A 20,661-nucleotide genomic window follows, 5' to 3' on the forward strand; every position below is an offset into this window, starting at 1 on the left:
TTTTATTTTCGATGATAGGAGTATCACATGGCATTTCGTATTGAAAAAGACACTATGGGCGAAGTTCAAGTTCCTGCAGATAAATACTGGGCAGCACAAACCGAACGTTCTCGCAACAACTTCAAAATTGGTCCGGCTGCCTCTATGCCGCACGAAATTATTGAAGCGTTTGGTTATTTGAAAAAAGCCGCGGCTTTCGCAAACTGTGATTTAGGTGTATTACCTGCAGAGAAACGTGATTTAATCGCAACCGCCTGTGATGAAATCCTGGCAGGGAAATTAGACGACCAATTCCCATTAGTCATTTGGCAAACTGGTTCAGGTACACAATCAAACATGAACGTGAACGAAGTGGTAGCAAACCGTGCTCACGTTTTACATGGCGGTAAATTAGGTGAAAAATCATTCATCCATCCAAATGATGATGTGAACAAATCCCAATCTTCAAACGATACCTTCCCAACTGCAATGCACATTGCGGCATACAAAAAAGTGGTTGAACACACTATTCCTTGTGTAGAACGCTTACAAAAAACGTTCGCACAAAAATCAGCAGAATTTAAAGATGTGGTAAAAATTGGCCGTACTCACTTAATGGATGCCACCCCATTGACATTAGGTCAAGAGTTCTCTGCATACGCCGCACAATTAGATTTCGGTTTACGCGCACTAAGAAACACCCTTCCGCACTTAAGCCAATTAGCACTTGGTGGTACTGCAGTGGGTACTGGTTTGAACACACCAAAAGGCTATGATGTGAAAGTGGCGGATTACATCGCAAAATTCACTGGCTTACCATTTGTGACTGCAGAAAACAAATTTGAAGCGTTAGCCGCACACGATGCGATTGTGGAAACTCACGGTGCAATTAAACAATTAGCGATGAGCTTATTCAAAATTGCAAACGACATTCGTTTATTAGCATCAGGCCCTCGTTCTGGTATCGGTGAAATTTTAATTCCTGAAAATGAACCAGGTTCTTCAATCATGCCGGGTAAAGTGAACCCTACACAATGTGAAGCGTTAACCATGGTGTGTGCACAAGTATTCGGTAACGATACCACTATCGCATTTGTTGGCTCACAAGGTCATTTCCAATTAAACGTATTTAACCCTGTCATGGTAGCGAATTTCTTACAATCTGCACAATTATTGGGTGATGCTTGCGTATCATTTGATGAACACTGCGCAACTGGTATTCAACCTAACTACCCTCGCATTAAACAACAATTGGAAAATTCATTGATGTTAGTAACCGCACTTAATACCCATATCGGTTACGAAAATGCAGCGAAAATTGCAAAAACTGCACACAAAAATGGTACAACCTTACGTGAAGAAGCGATTAACTTAGGCTTAGTTTCAGCCGAGGATTTCGACAAATGGGTTCGTCCAGAAGATATGGTGGGTAGCTTAAAATAAACTCACCCAAATAATTTGGTGTCAAAGGCAGGTATTCCTGCCTTTTTATTTGTGTTTTTTTAAAGGGCTTTTTTGTTATAATCACGGCAATATTTTTGACATGAAAAAAACTATGAAACTGAAATTTATTATTGCTGCCATTTCAGCCTTATTTTCCACCGCACTTTTTGCCCAATGGCAACCAGTCGGCAATGCTGAATACACATGGGGGCCATTCCATGTTTATACTGTCGGCTTGTATTCTGAAACGGGTTCCTATGAAAAAAATGAACGTCCGTTAATGTTTTCGATTAAATACGAAAAACCAGTTGAAGGGAAAAATTTTGCGATTGCATTAACCAAAGAAATGGAATCACAAAATTTAAGTAAAGATGACACCACGGCATGGCTCAAAAAAATGCAGGAAATCTTCCCTGATTTTTCACCAAACGATATCTTAAATTTTGTTGCCTTAGCGGATAAAGGCTACTTTGTATTAAATGACACGGTGTTAGATCACGAATTCGATCAAAAATTTACACAAGCGTTTATTGATGTATGGCTTTCAGATAAAAGTAGTTTTATCAAATTACAACCGCAATTATTAGGTAAAGAAAAACCGGCTCACGATAGCAAAGAATTTCAACATCAACCAGCAAGCGAGCCTTTTGATGAAGAAAATACGATGCCGGAATTACCACCGAGTTACGATTTTAAACAAGACACAAAAGGGTAAACAACAAGGGCGAACATGATATAGTTCGCCCTTTTCTTTTATTGTTTCACTTGCTGTTCTAAAAACAAGATCATCTGCAATGCAATATCAATGCCACTGGTCTTCTCAATCATTTCTAAACCAGGACTAGCATTCACTTCAAGTACCAATAATCCTTCTTTTGAACGAATCAAATCAACACCGGCCACCGCAAGCCCTAAGGTTTTAGTTGCACGAATGGCGATGGATTTTTCCTCTTCAGTGAGTTTAATTTTTTCTGCTGCGCCACCACGGTGAAAATTTGCACGAAACTCGCCATCTTGTCCAATACGCTGCATTGTAGCGACGACTTTATCACCGATCACAAAACAGCGAATATCTGTCCCTTTTGCCTCTTCTACAAAATCTTGCAATAAAACAGGCACATTCGCATCTTTTAACGTTTCTAAAATACTGACCGCACTTTGTGGACGTTCAGCCAAGATCACGCCAATACCCTGTGATCCTTTTAAGGTTTTAATAATCATTGGAGCGGTTGTTTGCTTAATAGCTTGTTTCGGCTCAACTTCACAACCGGATAAGACTGAACTCGGTACTGCAATACCTTGCTCCAATAACATCTGCAAACTACGCCATTTATCGCGTGCGGCTAAAAATGCCTGTTCTTTATTGACGCAATAGATACCTTTTCCTTGGAAATGACGCAATACGGCACAGCCCATTTGGGTACTTGTCGTCCCAAAACGTGGTAACACTGCATCATAATTGGGCAATAAATAAGGCTCACTGTCTGCATTTTGTTGATAATACAAAGCAAAGTGCGGTTGATTTTTGTCGAGTTTTAAAATGCAACGATTAGGATCCAAAATATCCATTTGATGCCCGCAACTTTCTGCTGCTTCTTTTAAACGCTGGCAGCTATAAAGGCGAGGCTCGCGGCAAAGCATCAATAATTTCATTCAGTTATATCCTTAGGGGAAGATGAGTTGATATATTACACCAATCACAATAATCCTGAAAAATGATTTCTGCTTTTGTGGAAATAGAGTAAAATCACTAGGAATTTTGTTTAAATAAAAGGAAAATTTTATGTTCGTAGTTATTTTTGGTCGTCCAGGCTGCCCTTATTGTGTACGTGCAAAAAACCTTGCTGAAAAATTAAAAGGTGAAGTAGCGGATTTCGATTATCGCTATGTAGATATTATCGCTGAAGGCATTTCTAAAGCAGATTTATCAAAATCTGTCGGTAAAGAAGTGGAAACTGTGCCACAAATCTTTATCGATGAAAGACCAATCGGCGGTTGCACCGATTTCGAAGCATTAATGAAAGAACAATTTAACGTTGTTGCTTAATTTTTGCTAAAAACATAAAAGTGCGGTTAATTTTAACCGCACTTTTTTATTATTTAATTTGCAACAAAATCGACCAATCCCATTCTGTTTCATTCAAACGATATTGCGCTTTTAACGCGGGTCCACAAGAGTTAGAACCCACTCCACTCATTTTGTAATCCACACACAAGATCGTACTGCCACTTTTCTCCAAATCATATTGGTGCTTTTTACTGCCCAATTCTTCTTGAGAATAAGGGGAAACATTCATACTAAAAGACATATCACTTTGCACGGTAAAGCAATCAGACGAATGCGCCACCTTCACTTCACGACAAGCGTAGTGACTGCCATTTTCTTGTGGTTTTAAATAAGATACATGATTACTTTCTGGCGTTGTCTTATAACGACCGAAAGCCGTGGCGTGATGTTTATCCAGATAACTTTCCGTTGGACCATAGCCTACATACTGCACTTGATTAAATCCTTGATTAAGGAAGAAACGTAAACCAAAGCGTGGTAAAAATGGCAAATGCGGTTGTTTTTCAGCATGAATATTAATCTGAAGCAGCCCATTTTGCTCAATACGATACACCACATTCAATGTCAAAATTCGCGCTTTTGATACGGCGACTAGCCCCAATTTAAAGATAATTTCAACCGCACTTTCCAGCTCGGTTAAATGGTAATCATAGACTCGACTCGTCACACGATCGTAACCTGCAGCAAGCCAATGTGTTTTCATTAAACTATCATTATCTAAAGGCGCACGCCAAATATTGAAATCAGCGGCTTGATTTAACCACGGCTTGCCATCTTTAGTAATTTGTTGAATGGTGCCTTTATATTGATCAAACTGGTATTCAATATCTGCCACTTTAACTGAAATTAAATTGGCATGTTCTGAAACAGAAATCGAGTGATGATTTGGTTTGAATTCATTTGTAGAGAATTGTTGTTGCTCCGACAAAATGATCTGATCAAATCCCAAACAATGCCCTTGGGGAATTAAGCCCGTTTCTGTTTTTTGATGATAGGTCAATGTTAAAACTTGTAATGAACCGTTACTTGCCGGCAATGTTAAAGGCAAAAGTGCGGTTGATTTTGGTGCAATGTTTAAACCATCTATTTGGCCTTCTTGTATAACAGCAAAATCTTCGGTGATTTGATAATGAATCGAAATAGCCTCTGCCGTATCCGTAAAATCCAAATAATTTTTGAGTTCAATATGACCATTTTTTAAGGTAGCGCGAAATGGACGATATACATTTTTGTATTCCAACAAATTGCTTTGAATTTGACGGTCTGCCGTGACTAATCCATCAGCACAAAAATTACCGTCATTCGGTGTGTCATTAAAATCCCCGCCATAGCCCATTCTGTTTGAATTTGGCAAATAAGGGGAATGATTGCACCACTCCCACACAAAGCCACCACAAGCGCCTGCATGTCGTTCCATCGCTTGGAAATAATCTTCTGTGTCTCCGCAAGAATTCCCCATCGCATGCAAATATTCACAGAAAAGATACGGCTTTTGATTTTGGGTATCAGCAAAATAAGCATCCAATTCTTCCGTACTGGTGTACATTTCGCTATGAAAATCTAAATTGGATGTATCATTTTGATGCGCTGAATGTTGAAAGATCGCATTTTCATAATGCACCAAGCGACTTGGATCGCGCTGTTTCACCCAAGCGGCTGCTTGCTCAAAATTTTCACCGTAGCCACTTTCATTTCCCAATGACCAAATCACAACAGAAGGCCGATTTTTATCTCGCTCAACATTGGCATAAGTGCGGTCTAAAATGGCTTGATTAAATTCGGAGCTTCGAGCCATATAGCAATAATTGTCGATTGTTTTTTGACGAATTGCGTCATGATCAATCTCTGTTTTTACCCCTAACAAAATGCTTGTTTCTGGCGACTCTACATAAACTGCATTCGTGCCGTGTGATTCAATATCACTTTCCGCAATCACATAAAAACCATATTCATCACATAATTCAGTAAACCAAGGTGCATTCGGATAATGCGCTGTGCGAATGGCATTAAAATTATGCTGTTTCATTAAGCGTAAATCTTGCAACGCTTGTTCTCGACTAATGACATAACCCGTTTTCGGATCGCTATCGTGACGATTAACGCCTTTAAACTTTATCGCTTGTCCGTTAAATAACATTATGCCATTCTTCACTTCGATATGGCGTAAGCCGACCTTTTGGCAAATCACTTCTGAACCATATTGCAAAATCAACGTGTATAAACATGGGTTCTCTGCATGCCATAATTGTGCATTTTCAATTTCAGCATGAAAGGCATGGCCCTTTTGTTCAGTTATCAATTTGCCTTGAGGATCCAATAATTGCCAAGAAATGGGTTGCTCGCATTCTGCAAACTGACAGGCTACATGTAATTGAGCCTTGGTAAGGTCTTGATTAAATTGTGTTTGAATGAAGAAATCTTGCAAGTAATTTCTTTCTCGCGCTAATAGATAAACATCTCGGAAAATACCAGACATTCGGAATTTGTCTTGATCCTCTAAATAACTGCCATCACACCATTTCAGCACTAAAACATGTAATTGGTTTTTCCCTTGTTGCAAAAAGTCAGTAATATCAAATTCGCTAGTGCAATGACTAATTTGGCTGTAGCCCACAAATTGGTGATTCACATAGACAAATAAACAACTGTCTACCCCTTCAAAATTTAAGAGATACCGTTTTCCTGCATTGATTTCGACATTTAAAACGCGATGATACAAACCACAAGGGTTTTCAATGGGTACATAAGGTGGATCAAAAGGGAAAGGATAATTTACATTTGTATATTGATGATTATCGTAACCATGATTTTGCCAATTGGATGGAAGAAGGATTTTATCCGTAAAGGAAAAATGAAGGAAATCTTGAGGCAAGTGAGTATAGCTTTCAAAATAAGCAAAATCCCATTCCCCATTTAGTAAGGTAAAGTAAGGGGAAAATTCTCGTGTCTTTTTGACCGCACTTTCTGTTGAAGAAAAAGGAATAAAATAAGCATGATGTGGTGTGGTATTCACATGTAAGGTTTGTGGATCTTCAAAATAGCGAGGCAACAACATAAAAACTCCCAATGCAATTTAGACACATAAAAAAGGGCGCCTGAATGACGCCCACTATACCTAAAATCGTCGATTAATCTAGCGATAAGTTCACAAATCGTGATACTTATCACATTAATTTTTATGGCAATTTTGCCAAGAAGGCATAACCTCCTTTTTCACTCATTATATCAACGTTAGAATCCGCTGTAATGAATGCTGACTCACCTTGTTTCAAGGTAAGTGCGGTTGATTTTTCTTGTATTTTTAGCTCACCTTGCATCACCAACAAAATACCCGCACTTTGAAGATTCACTTTAGTATGCTGTTTTGGTTCAACACGAATTTGAGCTAAAGCAAAATCGTTTACTGGCGTTTTATAAGTAAATTCTGACTGACTTTGAGGTGCGACTGAGATAATTTGAGGTGTCACTTCACGACAATCCACAATTTTTAATAATTCAACAATATCGACATATTTTGGTGTTAAGCCACCACGAATCACATTATCAGAACAGGCCATTAACTCCACGTTTTGTCCGCGAAGATAAGCATGAGGAATCCCTGCATCCTGGAAAATACCTTCCCCTTCTTTCAAATGCACAATATTAAAGAGATAAAAACACACCAAACCCGCATCTAATTTTTCAGGCGAAATTGCCATGGCTTCCATGGTATAAAGCACCCAATAATCGGGGTTGTCTAGTGCCAACTCGCCATTTTTATAAGGCTGTTGGTTGGCTTCAATAATGGGTACTAGCCAATTTGCGAGCATTGATTGATCCGCCAACATCACATCTGCATAGAATTCAGCTAGGTTTTGTGTGCCAAGTTTTTCAGCCAAAGGTTGCAAAGAGGGTCGTGCATTTAATGTGGCAAGGATTTGAGCTTTTGTTTTAAAACCATGTAAAAGCCAGAAATCAGATAAGGCAATCATCATTTCTGGTTTATGATTTCTATCTTTATAAGTCCGCGTACTGTCTGTTAATGCCACGCCTTTTGCATTCTCAGCCTCAAAGCCCTTTTCAGCTTGAGCTTTAGTCGGATGTAATTGAATCGACAACGGTTTTTCAACATCTAAAATCTTTAACAAATAAGGGAGTTCATCACCAAATTGCTGACGGCTTGCCTGTCCAAGTGCGGTCGGATTTTGCAATAAAAATTCAATAAGGGATTGCTTACCTGTTACATCCTCAATTTCAGAAGGTGCTGATGTATGAGCTCCTAACCACCACTCTGCACAAGGTTGATCTTTCGCTGAATATAATCCAATTAATGATGCAATATAGTTTTTTCCGCCCCATGCATAATGCTGTACTTGGCCAGTTAATCGATAAATCATCTTTACCTTCTTTAAAAAAGAATAAGGATAAAAAAATCCGCTTATTTAAAGCGGATCTTTTAGTCTATAAATCTTATTTTGTTAAACTTAAAACAACCGATTCTCCAGCAATCACTTCACCCGATTTTTTCTCGATAGATGAGATTTCATCCATGTTAGAGATAACCACTGGTGTTAAAACTGATTTTGCTTTTGATTCTAATGTTGCTAAATCAAACTCGATTACTGTGTCGCCGCGTTTTACACTTTGACCTTCGTGTGCGATGCGAGTGAATCCTTCACCTTTCAATTCAACGGTATCAATACCGAAGTGAACGAATAATTCAACACCCTCTTTTGATTCCATTGAAAACGCATGGTTGGTTTCAAAAATTTTACCAATTACACCATCAACAGGTGCAACAATTTTGTTACCTGTTGGGCGAATTGCAATACCATCACCCACGATTTTTTCAGAGAAAACAACATCTGGTACATCTTCGATATTCACAATCTCACCAGAAAGTGGCGCATAAATTTCGACTTCCACTGTTTTGTTTTCTTTTGAACCAAATAATTTGTCAAATAAGCCCATTTTAATCTCCTATCTATTAAAGATGGCTAGTATTTTAACGTAAAACTCTGTTTTTGTATCTAGTTTAACGATTTTTCTGCTAAAAAAGCTTGAATTAATTGCTCAATTTCAGCAGCGGTTGGTTTTTGTAATGCTTCATCAGCTAAGGCTTTCACCTCTTGATAATTCACATGACGAATTAATTTTTTAATACGTGGCACAGAAATTGCACTCATACTAAATTCATCTAAGCCCATACCGAGTAACAATAAGGTTGCTCGTTCATCACCGGCTAACTCACCACACATACCTGTCCATTTACCTTCTGCATGAGAAGCATCAATCACTTGTTTGATCAAGCCTAGTACTGAAGGTGACATTGGGTTATATAAGTGAGAAATCAATTCGTTACCGCGGTCAACAGCTAAGGTATATTGCGTTAAGTCGTTTGTACCAATACTGAAGAAATCCACTTCTTTCGCTAAGAATTTCGCATTCACCGCTGCGGATGGCGTTTCAACCATGACACCCACTTGGATGTTTTCATCAAAAGCTTTACCTTCTGCACGCAATTCTGCTTTTAAGGTTTCCAATACAGATTTTAATTCGCGAATTTCTTCTACCGAAATAATCATCGGGAACATCACGGCAAGTTTACCAAATGCAGACGCTCGTAATACCGCTCTTAATTGTGCGTGTAAAATCTCACGACGATCAAGGGCAATACGCACCGCACGCCATCCTAAGAATGGGTTCATTTCTTTTGGTAAATTTAAATATGGAAGCTCTTTGTCACCACCGATATCCATGGTACGTAATACCACTAGACGCCCTTCCATTGCTTCAACCACTTCTTTATAAGCAATGAATTGCTCTTCTTCGCTCGGTAATTGATCACGATCCATAAAGAGGAATTCAGTACGGTATAAACCCACCCCTTCTGCACCATTACGATGTGCACCTTCGCAATCACGAATCGTACCAATATTCGCTACTACATCGACTTTATGACCATCAAGGGTCACAGCTGGTAAATCTTTTAATTTCGCTAATTCTGCTTTTTCTTCAGCGAGTTTTGCTTCTAAGGTTTTTAATTCATCAATTTCAGCTTGAGTCGGATTCACGTAAACACGGTTGTTTACCGCATCCAAAATAAGATAATCACCTGTATTTACTCGTGCTGTGACATCATTTGTCCCTACAATGGCCGGCAATTCAAGTGAACGAGCCATAATTGAGGTGTGAGATGTTCTACCACCAATATCCGTGATAAAACCTAATACTTTTTCTAAGTTTAATTGAGCAGTTTCTGATGGGGTTAAATCGTAAGCCACAAGGATGGACTCTTCGGTAATATCACCAAGATCCACAATATGCATGCCTAAAATATTTTTGATTAAACGATTACCGATATCGCGAATATCACCCGCACGTTCTTTTAAGTATTCATCATCAATTTCAGACAACATTTCAACTTGTTGATCGATGATTTTACTTGCTGCCACACTCGCATTCACTTTGTTTGAACGAAGATAATCAATAATTTCCTCTTCTAACTCTTCATCTTCAAGGATCATTAAATGGCCTTCAAAGATGGCCGCTTTTTCTTCACCTAAAGATTTTAATGCACGTTGATGAATAGAATTAAGTTGCTCAACTGCAGCTTCACGACCAGCATAAAAACGGGCAACTTCTGCCTCAACTTGATTTTCTGAAATTTTTTGCGTATCAAGAACAATTTTTTCTTCTTTTAATACTAAGGCTTTACCAAAAACGATACCTGGTGACGCTGGAATACCTGTAATCATACTTTTACCTTCCGAGATAATTTATTAAAGGTTAGATAAACAATAGCCATAGAATAGAAATCCTATGGCTAATCGTAAATTATTCTAAAGTAGGAATTAATGCTACTAAATGTTCAACGGCTTGTTGTTCGTCTTCACCTTCCGCCGAGATGGTGATTACAGTTCCTTGCGTTAAGCCTAAGGTTTGTAGCTTAAATAGGCTTTTCGCACTTGCACTTTTACCACCGGAGGTCACTGTTACATCAGAAGCAAATGCTTTAGCTTCTTTAACAAATTGCGCCGCCGGACGGGTGTGTAAACCATTAGGAGCTGTAATTTCTACATCTTTTGAGAACATAATGTTACCTCTATAGTAATTGTAAAATTTAGTCTATAAATCCGCTGTAGTATCTCTATTAAATGCCCAATAATCAAGGCTAAACACAAAAAAACTTGAGCTACATCACGAAATTAGGGGTACTTTATACCTAATTTACAGTAAATTGTCTACTACACAGAAAAATGACGTTGTGATTTTGTCTCACTTAAACTTTCAATTAAGCGATGATAATTCTCATAACGTATAGGTGAAATCCGACCTGCTTCGACAGCCTCACGTAATGCACAGCCAGGATCGTTCAAATGCTTACAATCTCGGAATTTACATGTACCTAAGACATATTGAAATTCACGATAGCCTTTGGTGATCTGATCTGGCTCCAAATGCCATAAACCAAACTCACGAATCCCAGGTGAGTCAATCAAATTACCGCCTCGTGGCAAATGATATAAACGAGAAGAAGTTGTGGTATGTTGTCCCAAGCCTGAGGTTTCGCTGATGCCACCGACTTGCGCATTGACGGTTGGCAAGATATGATTAATTAAACTGGATTTGCCTACCCCTGACTGCCCCACAAAAATGGAAGTTCCATCACTTAAAAGTGCGGTCAATTTTTCCATATTTTTTCCGGTTTCAGCAGAAATAATGATGGTTTGATAACCAATATCACGGTAAATCTGTAACTGGCTTTCCACTTCCTGCTCTTGCTCAGCATCCAGTAAATCGCCTTTATTCACTACAATGACAGGCTCGATCCCTGCATTTTCACACACCACTAAATAACGATCGATAATATTGAGTGAAAGCACTGGTACAACGGCTGAGACAATAATAATACGATCGATATTGGCCGCGATTGGTTTCAACCCATCATAGTAATCTGGGCGAGCAATTTCATTTTGTCTTGGGTGAATAGCTTCAATCACCCCACTCACGCCTTGGAGCTGTTCATTGCCTTGTCGCCAAATCACTTTATCTCCAACCACAAGACTAGAAAGTGTACGACGTAAATTACAACGGAAAATTTCCCCTTGTGCATTTTCCACATCGGCATGAACTGAATAACGAGTGACTACTACCCCATCTTGGCTTTCACCTAGCATATCATCTTGCCATTCCACTTCTTTCTTTTTGTGGCGATGCAAGGCTTTCGCGTTATTTGATTGAATGCGACGAGTTTGATTTTGCGTTAGTTTACGTTTGCTCATAAAGTGCGGTCGTTTTTTCCGATGTTTTTCGTTAAAATAAACGGGATTAAAAAATGTTCATAGGATACCTTATATTATGCAATTAGATAAACAAAATCTGATTTGGATCGATTTAGAAATGACAGGATTAGATCCTGAAAAAGAACGCATTATTGAAATCGCAACCATTGTGACAGATAAAGATCTCAATATTTTAGCTGAAGGACCTGTGATTGCAGTTCATCAAAGTGATGAATTATTAAACAAAATGTCGGAATGGTGCGTAAAAACCCATACAGCAAATGGCTTAGTTGACCGTGTCAAAGCGAGCAAACTCACCGAACGTGCAGCAGAATTACAAACATTAGATTTTTTAAAACGATGGGTACCAAAAGGTGCTTCACCGATTTGTGGCAACAGCATCGCACAAGATAAACGCTTTCTTTATAAATATATGCCTGATTTAGCGGATTATTTCCATTATCGTCATCTAGATGTGAGCACGTTAAAAGAATTAGCTGCTCGCTGGAAACCAGAAATTTTAGACGGGTTCAAAAAAGGCAATACTCATTTAGCCCTTGATGATATTCGAGAGTCAATAAAAGAGTTAGCTTACTACCGTGATCACTTTATTAATCTGGGTTGATGAAAACTTAGGCAAACTCAATCATTTGCAAAATCTGCGCTTGCGTTGAATAAATTTTTTCGTATAATGTTGCCTCATTCACCAATGTGAAATGCGGGAATAGCTCAGTTGGTAGAGCACGACCTTGCCAAGGTCGGGGTCGCGAGTTCGAGCCTCGTTTCCCGCTCCAAATTCTCAATCCGTTGCTGAAAAGCAGCGGATTTTTTTATTGTATTTTCCCTACATATTCCCTTCAAAATACGATAAAATCCCCTAGAAACTTTAACCTAAAAAATCACTCTAATAATGACCGAATTCACCCAATACATTCCTGATGAAGGCACGATGCTCCGTTTTGGTAAAAAACTCGCAGAAGTGCTTGTAAAACAACCGAAAGATAACGCTATTGTGCTTTATTTTAATGGCGATCTTGGTGCAGGGAAAACCACTCTGACTCGTGGAATGGTGCAAGGTTTAGGTTACCAAGGTAATGTCAAAAGTCCTACTTATACCTTAGTGGAAGAATATAGCATCGCAGGAAAAATGATTTATCACTTTGATTTATATCGTCTTGCCGATCCTGAAGAATTGGAATTTATGGGTATTCGTGATTATTTCAGCCAAAATTGTATCTGCTTAATCGAATGGGCAGAAAAAGGTGAGGGCATCTTGCCTGAGGCTGATTTATTGGTAAATATTGATTATTACGACGATGCTCGAAACATTACGCTAATTGCTCAAAACTCAGTGGGCGAGCATATTTTGACACAACTATAAAACTGACTTACATGAAAGCAAAATTTTCGTTTCTTTTTGGAATATTTTCTCTAATTTCTACTACCGTATTTGCCGCGCCACAATGGACAATTGCCATTGATCCCGGCCATGGCGGTAAAGATCCCGGTGCTATCGGAAAAAATCTCGGCATTTATGAAAAAAATGTCACCCTTTCGATTGCACGAGAATTAAAAGCCTTATTAAATAAAGATCCTAATTTCAAAGGCGTTTTAACGCGCAGTAGCGATTACTACATTTCTGTGCCAGAACGTTCCGAAATTGCACGTAAATATAAAGCAAATTTCCTTGTGTCTATCCATGCTGACTCCTCTCTTAATTCAGACCAACGTGGCGCATCTGTTTGGGTGCTATCCAATCGCCGTGCCAACGATGAAATGGGACAATGGTTAGAAGACGATGAAAAACGCTCTGAGCTTTTAGGTGGCGCAGGAAAAGTACTTTCCAATAACAATGACAAATATTTAGATCAAACTGTACTCGACCTACAATTTGGTCACAGCCAACGTACAGGTTATGAACTTGGCAACAGCATTTTACGTCGTTTTGCTCGCGTGACCTCATTAAGTCGTAGCACTCCACAACATGCGAGCCTTGGCGTATTACGTTCACCCGATATTCCTTCTGTTCTGGTGGAAACAGGCTTCCTTTCCAATATGGAAGAAGAACAAAAATTGAATACCATTGCTTATCGTCGTCGTATTGCTTATATGATTTATGAAGGCTTAGTCGCTTATCGCAATGGTAATTTAAAAGCGATTGCAGTCCCACCTAGTGATGAGCAAGACAGCAAATCAACAAAATCAAACGATAAAAACAATGAAAAATCTGACCGCACTTCCGATGTGAAAGACAGCGGTGTTCGCCATAAAGTGAAACCAGGTGAAAGCATTGGTAGCCTAGCAAATAAATATGATGTCAAAGTCAGTGAAATCATTGAGTTAAATAAACTGAAACGCAAAGAACTTTGGCTAAATGAAACCATTAAGATTCCTGATAATGGCAAAGGCAAAAAAGCGGAAGAACCAACTAAAAAAGAAGAGAAAAACATCGAAAAATCTGACCGCACTTCCGATGTAAAAGACAGTGGCGTACGTCATAAAGTGAAACCAGGTGAAAGCATTGGTAGCCTGGCGAACAAATATGATGTGAAAGTCAGTGAAATTATTGAGTTAAATAAACTGAAACGTAAAGAACTTTGGCTGAATGAAACCATTAAAATTCCTGATAACGGCAAAGGTAAAAAGGTAGAAGAAAAACCCAAATCGGATGATAAAGCCAAAGCCGATAACAAAGGAAAAAACAGCAAGATTGTTGAAGCTGAAAAAGCCGTTTCTAAAAAAGATCAAAAACAAGAAAAAGCTGAGAATAAAAAAGAGCCTGAGAAAAAAGGTAACGATAAAAAAGACACTTCTTCAAAAGGAAATGAGAAGAAAGATGATGGCAAGAAAGAAACCCCGCTTTACCATACAGTGAAAGCCGATCAAACTATCTATGCTATCTCTCGTGAATACAATGTACCGGTTAATCGTCTTTTAAAACTGAACCCAACATTGAAAAACGGCAAAGTCGTGACTGGGCAAAAAATCAAACTTAAAGAAAAATAAGGAATCCTATGGCAATCAAAATTCTTTCTCCACAGCTGGCTAATCAGATTGCAGCAGGTGAAGTGGTCGAACGCCCTGCCTCTGTGGTGAAAGAATTGGTGGAAAACAGCCTTGATGCCGGTGCCAATAAAATTCATATTGATATTGAAAACGGCGGCGCCAGTCTGATTCGTATTCGAGATAATGGCAGTGGCATTCCTAAAGAAGAATTAAGTCTCGCACTCGCTCGACACGCAACCAGTAAAATTGCCGATCTTGATGATCTCGAAACCATTTTAAGTTTAGGTTTCCGCGGTGAAGCCCTTGCCAGTATCAGTTCTGTTTCTCGTCTAACCCTTACCTCTCGTACTGCAGAGCAAAATGAAGCATGGCAAGTCTATGCGCAAGGACGAGAGATGGAAACTACAATTAAACCTGCATCTCATCCAGTCGGTACAACAGTTGAAGTGGCAAATCTCTTTTTTAACACACCTGCTCGTCGTAAATTCTTACGAACCGATAAAACAGAATTTGCTCATATTGATGAAGTTATTCGCCGAATTGCTTTAGCGAAATTTAATATCGCTTTTACGCTCACACATAACGGCAAAATTATTCGACAATATCGTCCTGCAACAAATGAAGAACAACAACTAAAACGCGTTGCCGCCATTTGTGGCGATGATTTTGTTCAACATGCCTTACGTATTGATTGGAAACACGATGATTTGCATCTTTCTGGTTGGGTGGCGACACCTGAGTTTACACGCTCGCAAAATGATTTAAGTTATTGCTATATCAATGGACGAATGGTTCGCGATAAAGTGATCACCCACGCCATTCGTCAAGCTTATGCGGAGTATTTGCATGCTGAGCAATACCCTGCATTTGTACTATTTATCGACCTCAATCCACATGATGTCGATGTCAACGTGCATCCTACAAAACACGAGGTACGTTTCCATCAAGCTCGTTTAATTCATGATTTTATCTGCCAAGGCGTAATAAACGCGCTCAATGCCATTCCTCAAGCTGAATTGGATTTAGTGCCAATGATGAATGAGGCAAGAGAGCCTTCGGCTTCATATCAAACCCACTATGAACCGAAACCCAATCGTGCAGCGGCAGGGCAAAATATTTTCGCCTCGAATTATCATCAGCCTCGTGAAAAACAATCAGAAAATCAACCGCACTTTTCAAACCGTAGTGAGTACGTTCCGTCGTATGGTTATCGTGAACAACCTACAAAGAGCGAACAACGCTTATATGGTGAATTAGTACGTCCTGCGGAAAATTCTCAACTTTTAACAACACCTGTCGTTGAACAACAACTCCCACAGACAAGTGATGCAGGCTATTTACGTGCATTGGCATTAATTGAAAATAAAGCCTTGCTTTTACAACAAAATCAACAATTTTATTTGATGTCATTAGCTAAATTGCAAACCTTAAATTATGAATTAACCTTACAACAAGGTGAAATTTCACAACAGCCGTTGCTTATTCCGATTATTTTTCGCTTAGATGAAAAACAATTTGAACAATGGCAAAAACAAAAAGCTTTTTTCCAACAAAGTGGTTTTGAATTTATTGAAAATGAAGCTCAACTACGCCTCACATTAAACAAAGTGCCTGCGATTTTACGTACACAAAATTTACAAAAATGTGTGGTGAGCCTACTTGCTGAACATCTAGAAAATATGCCTGATTTCCTGACTGCACTTTGTCATAAGCTAGAGATGAAACCAATTCAAGTGTTAGCGGACGCAGTCAGCTTATTAAGTGAAACGGAACGCTTACTGAATAAAGCTCATCAAGAAAAATTTAATACATTACTGAAACCGATTAACTGGCAGCCTTTTTTAACTGATTTGTAATATGACACAAAAAACTGACTCCAAACCAACTGCACTTTTTCTGATGGGGCCAACAGCCTCAGGAAAAACAGATCTTGCTATTCAATTACGTCAAAGCCTGCCCATGGAAGTGATCAGTGTCGATTCTGCATTAATTTATAAAGGGATGGATATTGGTACGGCAAAGCCTTCTAAAGAAGAACTAGCCCTTGCCCCTCACCGATTAATCGATATTTTAGATCCCGCTGAAAGTTATTCTGCGATGAATTTTCGTGATGATGCACTCAGAGAAATGGCTGATATTACCGCGCAAGGTAAAATTCCGCTTTTGGTTGGCGGTACCATGTTGTATTACAAAGCATTGATTGAAGGCCTTTCTCCCCTTCCATCTGCTGATGAAAAGTTACGCTTAGAGATTGAAGAAAAAGCGCAAAAACTTGGCTGGCCAGCACTTCATCAAGAATTACAAAAAATTGATCCTGTTTCAGCAGAACGTATTAATCCCAATGATTCACAGCGCATTAATCGTGCATTAGAAGTATTCTATTTAACAGGCAAATCATTAACGGAATTAACCGAACAAAAAGGCGAAGAATTGCCTTATCAATTTTTACAATTTGCTATTGCACCAGAAGATCGCGCGGTGTTACATCAACGTATCGAACAACGTTTCCATAAAATGATCGAATTAGGTTTCCAAGAAGAAGTGGAAAAACTCTACCAACGAGAAGATCTCCATCCTGATTTGCCTTCTATCCGCTGTGTGGGCTATCGCCAAATGTGGGAATATTTACGTGGTGACTATGATCATGAAGAAATGGTCTTCCGGGGGATTTGTGCAACTCGACAATTAGCCAAACGACAAATCACTTGGTTGCGCGGCTGGAAAACACCATTAAATTGGCTAGATAGTCTACAACCGCAACAGGCCAAAGAAATCGTACTACGCAAGATTGATGAACATTTTAAGGGGTAAATTATGGCGCTTTCACTTCCGCTTTCGACTGAAAAACTCATTCAACTTGGCGAAGTGTTTTGCCAACATTTCCCTGAAATGAATCTTGATGAAATAATCCAACAAATCGAGCGAGACGCAACAGATCTCACGACAGCAATCGGACAAATAAACTATGCCATCAGCCTGTCTGATTTCTTGGAAAAAGTCTTAAAAAAACACCCGCACTTTTTAGCCCAATGGTGGCAAACACCTCCTCAATTTTCAGATTGTCAAGATTATACTAGCCGTTTAGCTGAGCAACTCTCCACTATCCAAAACGAAGAGCAGCTTTACAAAACGCTACGAAATTTTCGCAATCAAGAAATGGCGAAACTCAGTTTCTGTCAAAGCTTGAATCTTGCCACCGTAGAAGAAATTTTTATTCATCTTTCTCAACTTGCTGAGAGTCTTATCATCGGTGCGAGAGATTGGCTGTATAAACAAGCTTGCGAAGAAATGGGCATACCTTGTGATGAAAATGGCAACCCTCAACAACTCTATATTCTTGGTATGGGAAAATTAGGTGGTTTTGAGCTAAATTTTTCCTCTGATATTGATTTAATTTTCACCTACCCTTCACAAGGTGAAAGCGTTGGTGCAAGACGAGCCGTTGATAATGCTAAATTTTTTACTCGTTTAGGACAACGCCTGATCAATGCTTTAGATCAATTCACGCCAGATGGCTTTGTCTATCGTACAGATATGCGTCTTCGTCCTTTTGGCGACAGCGGTGCGCTTGCCTTAAGTTTTTCGGCAATGGAGCAATATTACCAAGATCAAGGGCGAGATTGGGAACGTTATGCCATGATCAAGGGGCGGATTTTAGGCGCTGATGCGCAAGATCCCAATGTAAAAACCTTACAACAACTACTTCGTCCTTTTGTGTATCGACGCTATATTGATTTTAGTGTGATTCAAGCTTTACGTGAAATGAAAGGTAAAATTGAGCGTGAAGTACGCCGCCGTGGCTTAAAAGACAATATTAAACTAGGCGCAGGTGGGATTCGAGAAATCGAATTTATTGTGCAAGTTTTTCAACTGATTCGGGGTGGACGTGAGATTAAGCTCCAACAACATGAATTGCTTAAACTTCTCCCTGAAATACGAGATCTTGGTTTAATTACGCCTCAACAATATCATGAATTAAGAGATGCTTATATCTTCCTTCGTCGTACTGAAAACGTGCTACAAGCCATTGATGATCAACAAACGCAACTACTTCCAACAGATGAAGAAAATCGTCTTAGATTAATAGTTGCTTGTCGAGAATACACTTATTTAGATGAGAACAATCAAACTACGATGAAATCTTATCCAATTGAAAACTGGGATGATTTCTATCAAATACTACAAGCACACCAACAAAAAGTGCGGTCAGTTTTTGATGCATTAATTGGTGAAGAAAAAGATGAACGTACCGATGACAATAATCAGTGGATTGATTTTTTAGAAAGTGATCTTGATGACATTGAACAAATGTTGGTTGATAATCACATTGATGATGACGCAATTTCCGATATCTTAGATAAACTTATTCAATTCAAAGAGGGGCTTGCGCGCCGTGTTATTGGCTCTAGAGGTCGAGAAGTTCTAGCTCACTTATTACCAAATATCTTCACTCAAATATTTGAACAAAAAAATTACCGCACTTTATTGCCACGCATCCTCAACATTGTCGATAAAATTGCGAGTAGAACGACGTATTTAGAATTACTCTTAGAAAATCCTCAAGCCATTGAGCAGCTTATTGAACTATGTGCGCAATCACAGATGATTGCCGAACAAGTCGCTCGTTTCCCTATTCTACTCGATGAATTATTAAATACTGAAGCGCTACGTAATCCATTGCCGTTCACACAGTATCCTGATGAATTGAAGCAATATATGCTGCGATTACCGCAAGATGATGAAGAACAATTTATTGACGGTTTACGCCAATTCAAACAGTCTATTTTATTACGCGTTGCAGCGGCAGATATTCTTGGCGTACTGCCTGTTATGAAAGTGAGCGATCATCTCACTTATCTGGCTGAAGCAATCATTGATGCCGTTGTCAATTTTGCTTGGCAACAAGTCAGTCAACGATTTGGTGTACCTGAACATTTAGTAGGTAAAACAGAAAAAGGTTTTTTAGTAATTGGCTACGGTAAATTAGGCGGAATTGAACTCGGTTATAAATCTGATTTGGATTTAGTCTTTTTATACCAATCCGTTGAAGGTCAAACCATTGGTGGAAAAAAATCCATTGATAGCAATCAATTTTATTTAAGATTGGCTCAAAAAATTGTCAGTATTTTTAGTATGAATACGAGTGCAGGTATACTCTACGATATTGATATGCGATTACGACCTTCAGGCGATGCAGGCTTATTAGGCTGTTCACTTCAAGCATTTGAAAACTATCAACTCAATGAAGCATGGACTTGGGAAAAGCAAGCACTTGTCCGTAGCCGTGCTATTTTTGGAGAAACTGAATTAAAAACAGAATTTGAAAAAATTCGCTGTAATGTGCTTTCTGCTCAAAGAGATATTAATCAGCTAAAAATTGAAGTAAGAGACATGCGTGAAAAAATGTACGAACATTTATCTCACACAAAAGAAGGCTTTTTTAATATCAAAACAGATCGTGGCGGCATTACCGATATTGAATTTATCGCCCAGTATCTGATGCTCGCAAATGCCCCAGCTAATCCAATATTAACCAAATGGTCTGATAATGTCCGTATCTTTGATTCCATGGCAGAATATCACATTATTTCTCTAGCAGAATGTGAAAAGCTCAAATCCTGTTACGTGACACTGCGTAATAAAATCCATCACCTAAACTTATTAGGAAAGCCTGTCATTGTTGATGATTCGGAATTTATAGAAGAAAGAGAATTTGTTTGTTCTTTCTGGCATAAGCTCTTTTCTTAAAAAATTAAAGGAGTCTATCCCCAGATATTTGGGATAAACTCCTTTTTATATATTCTTTACGTAAAAACAGCCTAACTTTCTACCGCACTTATATTGTCAAAGTAATCTTTAACAAAACTCCATAAACAAAAACCCCAAGCTATTCAGCTCGGG

16 protein-coding genes and 1 tRNA gene are annotated in these 20,661 nt (G+C 38.9%); 10 read left to right on the top strand and 7 right to left on the bottom strand.

The annotated features are described in order from the left end of the window. Positions 1-27: 27 nt before the first annotated feature. Both fumC and HMPREF3020_RS03685 read left to right on the top strand, forming a co-directional pair. Positions 28-1,422, top strand: coding sequence for a class II fumarate hydratase (fumC, locus tag HMPREF3020_RS03680; protein ID WP_049384494.1), 1,395 nt, complete (start codon positions 28-30; stop codon positions 1,420-1,422). Positions 1,423-1,534: 112 nt separating this feature from the next. Continuing rightward, positions 1,535-2,137, top strand: a complete 603-nt coding sequence (locus HMPREF3020_RS03685) for a chalcone isomerase family protein (RefSeq protein ID WP_049370214.1) — start codon at positions 1,535-1,537, stop codon at positions 2,135-2,137. A 38-nt stretch (positions 2,138-2,175) separates the two neighbouring features. Here the strand turns inward: HMPREF3020_RS03685 and HMPREF3020_RS03690 are convergent, their stop codons facing one another. Continuing rightward, positions 2,176-3,075: a RimK family alpha-L-glutamate ligase gene (locus HMPREF3020_RS03690; protein ID WP_070775588.1), complete on the bottom strand. Its 900-nt coding sequence runs from the start codon at positions 3,073-3,075 to the stop codon at positions 2,176-2,178. 130 nt (positions 3,076-3,205) lie between these two features. Between HMPREF3020_RS03690 and HMPREF3020_RS03695 the strand changes: the two genes are divergently transcribed. Next, on the top strand, positions 3,206-3,469 hold the full coding sequence (locus HMPREF3020_RS03695) for a GrxA family glutaredoxin (RefSeq protein WP_049366131.1): 264 nt from the start codon (positions 3,206-3,208) through the stop codon (positions 3,467-3,469). A gap of 49 nt (positions 3,470-3,518) precedes the next feature. Here HMPREF3020_RS03695 and HMPREF3020_RS03700 read toward each other — a convergent pair whose 3' ends face one another. The 6 genes from HMPREF3020_RS03700 to rsgA all read right to left on the bottom strand — a co-directional run bounded on the left by HMPREF3020_RS03700 (position 3,519) and on the right by rsgA (position 11,754). After that, positions 3,519-6,545, bottom strand: a complete 3,027-nt coding sequence (locus HMPREF3020_RS03700; RefSeq protein ID WP_070775589.1) for a glycoside hydrolase family 2 TIM barrel-domain containing protein — start codon at positions 6,543-6,545, stop codon at positions 3,519-3,521. Positions 6,546-6,666: 121 nt separating this feature from the next. Next, a complete protein-coding gene (manA, locus tag HMPREF3020_RS03705) occupies positions 6,667-7,866 on the bottom strand; it encodes a mannose-6-phosphate isomerase, class I (RefSeq protein ID WP_070775590.1) in 1,200 nt (399 codons plus the stop codon). Positions 7,867-7,939: 73 nt separating this feature from the next. After that, on the bottom strand, positions 7,940-8,440 hold the full coding sequence (gene crr / locus HMPREF3020_RS03710; RefSeq protein ID WP_049374055.1) for a PTS glucose transporter subunit IIA: 501 nt from the start codon (positions 8,438-8,440) through the stop codon (positions 7,940-7,942). Between the two features lie 59 nt (positions 8,441-8,499). Then, on the bottom strand, positions 8,500-10,227 hold the full coding sequence (gene ptsI, locus HMPREF3020_RS03715) for a phosphoenolpyruvate-protein phosphotransferase PtsI (RefSeq protein ID WP_070775591.1): 1,728 nt from the start codon (positions 10,225-10,227) through the stop codon (positions 8,500-8,502). Positions 10,228-10,306: 79 nt separating this feature from the next. Beyond that, positions 10,307-10,564 carry a phosphocarrier protein Hpr gene (gene ptsH, locus HMPREF3020_RS03720; protein WP_005695633.1) on the bottom strand — a complete coding sequence of 86 codons (258 nt, stop codon included), beginning with the start codon at positions 10,562-10,564 and terminating at the stop codon, positions 10,307-10,309. Between the two features lie 152 nt (positions 10,565-10,716). Further along, positions 10,717-11,754: a small ribosomal subunit biogenesis GTPase RsgA gene (gene rsgA / locus HMPREF3020_RS03725; protein ID WP_070775592.1), complete on the bottom strand. Its 1,038-nt coding sequence runs from the start codon at positions 11,752-11,754 to the stop codon at positions 10,717-10,719. Positions 11,755-11,830: 76 nt separating this feature from the next. Here rsgA and orn point away from each other — a divergent pair, with 76 nt between their 5' ends. The 7 genes from orn (at position 11,831) to glnE (ending at position 20,508) form a co-directional block, all read left to right on the top strand. Then, complete coding sequence (gene orn / locus HMPREF3020_RS03730; protein WP_049366140.1) at positions 11,831-12,379, top strand: oligoribonuclease; 549 nt, start codon at positions 11,831-11,833, stop codon at positions 12,377-12,379. 93 nt (positions 12,380-12,472) lie between these two features. Then, positions 12,473-12,548, top strand: a tRNA-Gly gene (locus HMPREF3020_RS03735). A 116-nt stretch (positions 12,549-12,664) separates the two neighbouring features. Beyond that, complete coding sequence (gene tsaE / locus HMPREF3020_RS03740) at positions 12,665-13,135, top strand: tRNA (adenosine(37)-N6)-threonylcarbamoyltransferase complex ATPase subunit type 1 TsaE (protein WP_070775593.1); 471 nt, start codon at positions 12,665-12,667, stop codon at positions 13,133-13,135. Between the two features lie 11 nt (positions 13,136-13,146). Then, on the top strand, positions 13,147-14,760 hold the full coding sequence (locus HMPREF3020_RS03745; RefSeq protein WP_070775594.1) for an N-acetylmuramoyl-L-alanine amidase: 1,614 nt from the start codon (positions 13,147-13,149) through the stop codon (positions 14,758-14,760). 8 nt (positions 14,761-14,768) lie between these two features. After that, positions 14,769-16,616, top strand: a complete 1,848-nt coding sequence (mutL, locus tag HMPREF3020_RS03750; protein ID WP_070775595.1) for a DNA mismatch repair endonuclease MutL — start codon at positions 14,769-14,771, stop codon at positions 16,614-16,616. A gap of 1 nt (position 16,617) precedes the next feature. Beyond that, entirely contained in the window at positions 16,618-17,571 is a 954-nt protein-coding gene (miaA, locus tag HMPREF3020_RS03755) for a tRNA (adenosine(37)-N6)-dimethylallyltransferase MiaA (protein WP_070775596.1), read from the top strand. A 3-nt stretch (positions 17,572-17,574) separates the two neighbouring features. Next, entirely contained in the window at positions 17,575-20,508 is a 2,934-nt protein-coding gene (glnE, locus tag HMPREF3020_RS03760) for a bifunctional [glutamate--ammonia ligase]-adenylyl-L-tyrosine phosphorylase/[glutamate--ammonia-ligase] adenylyltransferase (protein WP_083315427.1), read from the top strand. Positions 20,509-20,661 lie beyond the last annotated feature (153 nt).

Origin of the sequence: Haemophilus sp. HMSC068C11, from assembly GCF_001815355.1 — a bacterium.
Taxonomy (GTDB): Bacteria; Pseudomonadota; Gammaproteobacteria; order Enterobacterales; family Pasteurellaceae; genus Haemophilus_D.

Bases quoted from the DNA above. Each gene is read 5' to 3' on its own strand.
- HMPREF3020_RS03685 (WP_049370214.1), top strand. From the start codon at position 1,535: ATGAAACTGAAATTTATTATTGCTGCCATTTCAGCCTTATTTTCCACC.
- mutL (WP_070775595.1), top strand. From the start codon at position 14,769: ATGGCAATCAAAATTCTTTCTCCACAGCTGGCTAATCAGATTGCAGCA.
- glnE (WP_083315427.1), top strand. From the start codon at position 17,575: ATGGCGCTTTCACTTCCGCTTTCGACTGAAAAACTCATTCAACTTGGC.
- crr (WP_049374055.1), bottom strand. From the start codon at position 8,440: ATGGGCTTATTTGACAAATTATTTGGTTCAAAAGAAAACAAAACAGTG.
- ptsI (WP_070775591.1), bottom strand. From the start codon at position 10,227: ATGATTACAGGTATTCCAGCGTCACCAGGTATCGTTTTTGGTAAAGCC.
- miaA (WP_070775596.1), top strand. From the start codon at position 16,618: ATGACACAAAAAACTGACTCCAAACCAACTGCACTTTTTCTGATGGGG.
- tsaE (WP_070775593.1), top strand. From the start codon at position 12,665: ATGACCGAATTCACCCAATACATTCCTGATGAAGGCACGATGCTCCGT.
- rsgA (WP_070775592.1), bottom strand. From the start codon at position 11,754: ATGAGCAAACGTAAACTAACGCAAAATCAAACTCGTCGCATTCAATCA.
- ptsH (WP_005695633.1), bottom strand. From the start codon at position 10,564: ATGTTCTCAAAAGATGTAGAAATTACAGCTCCTAATGGTTTACACACC.
- manA (WP_070775590.1), bottom strand. From the start codon at position 7,866: ATGATTTATCGATTAACTGGCCAAGTACAGCATTATGCATGGGGCGGA.
- orn (WP_049366140.1), top strand. From the start codon at position 11,831: ATGCAATTAGATAAACAAAATCTGATTTGGATCGATTTAGAAATGACA.
- HMPREF3020_RS03745 (WP_070775594.1), top strand. From the start codon at position 13,147: ATGAAAGCAAAATTTTCGTTTCTTTTTGGAATATTTTCTCTAATTTCT.
- HMPREF3020_RS03695 (WP_049366131.1), top strand. From the start codon at position 3,206: ATGTTCGTAGTTATTTTTGGTCGTCCAGGCTGCCCTTATTGTGTACGT.
- HMPREF3020_RS03700 (WP_070775589.1), bottom strand. From the start codon at position 6,545: ATGTTGTTGCCTCGCTATTTTGAAGATCCACAAACCTTACATGTGAAT.
- fumC (WP_049384494.1), top strand. From the start codon at position 28: ATGGCATTTCGTATTGAAAAAGACACTATGGGCGAAGTTCAAGTTCCT.
- HMPREF3020_RS03690 (WP_070775588.1), bottom strand. From the start codon at position 3,075: ATGAAATTATTGATGCTTTGCCGCGAGCCTCGCCTTTATAGCTGCCAG.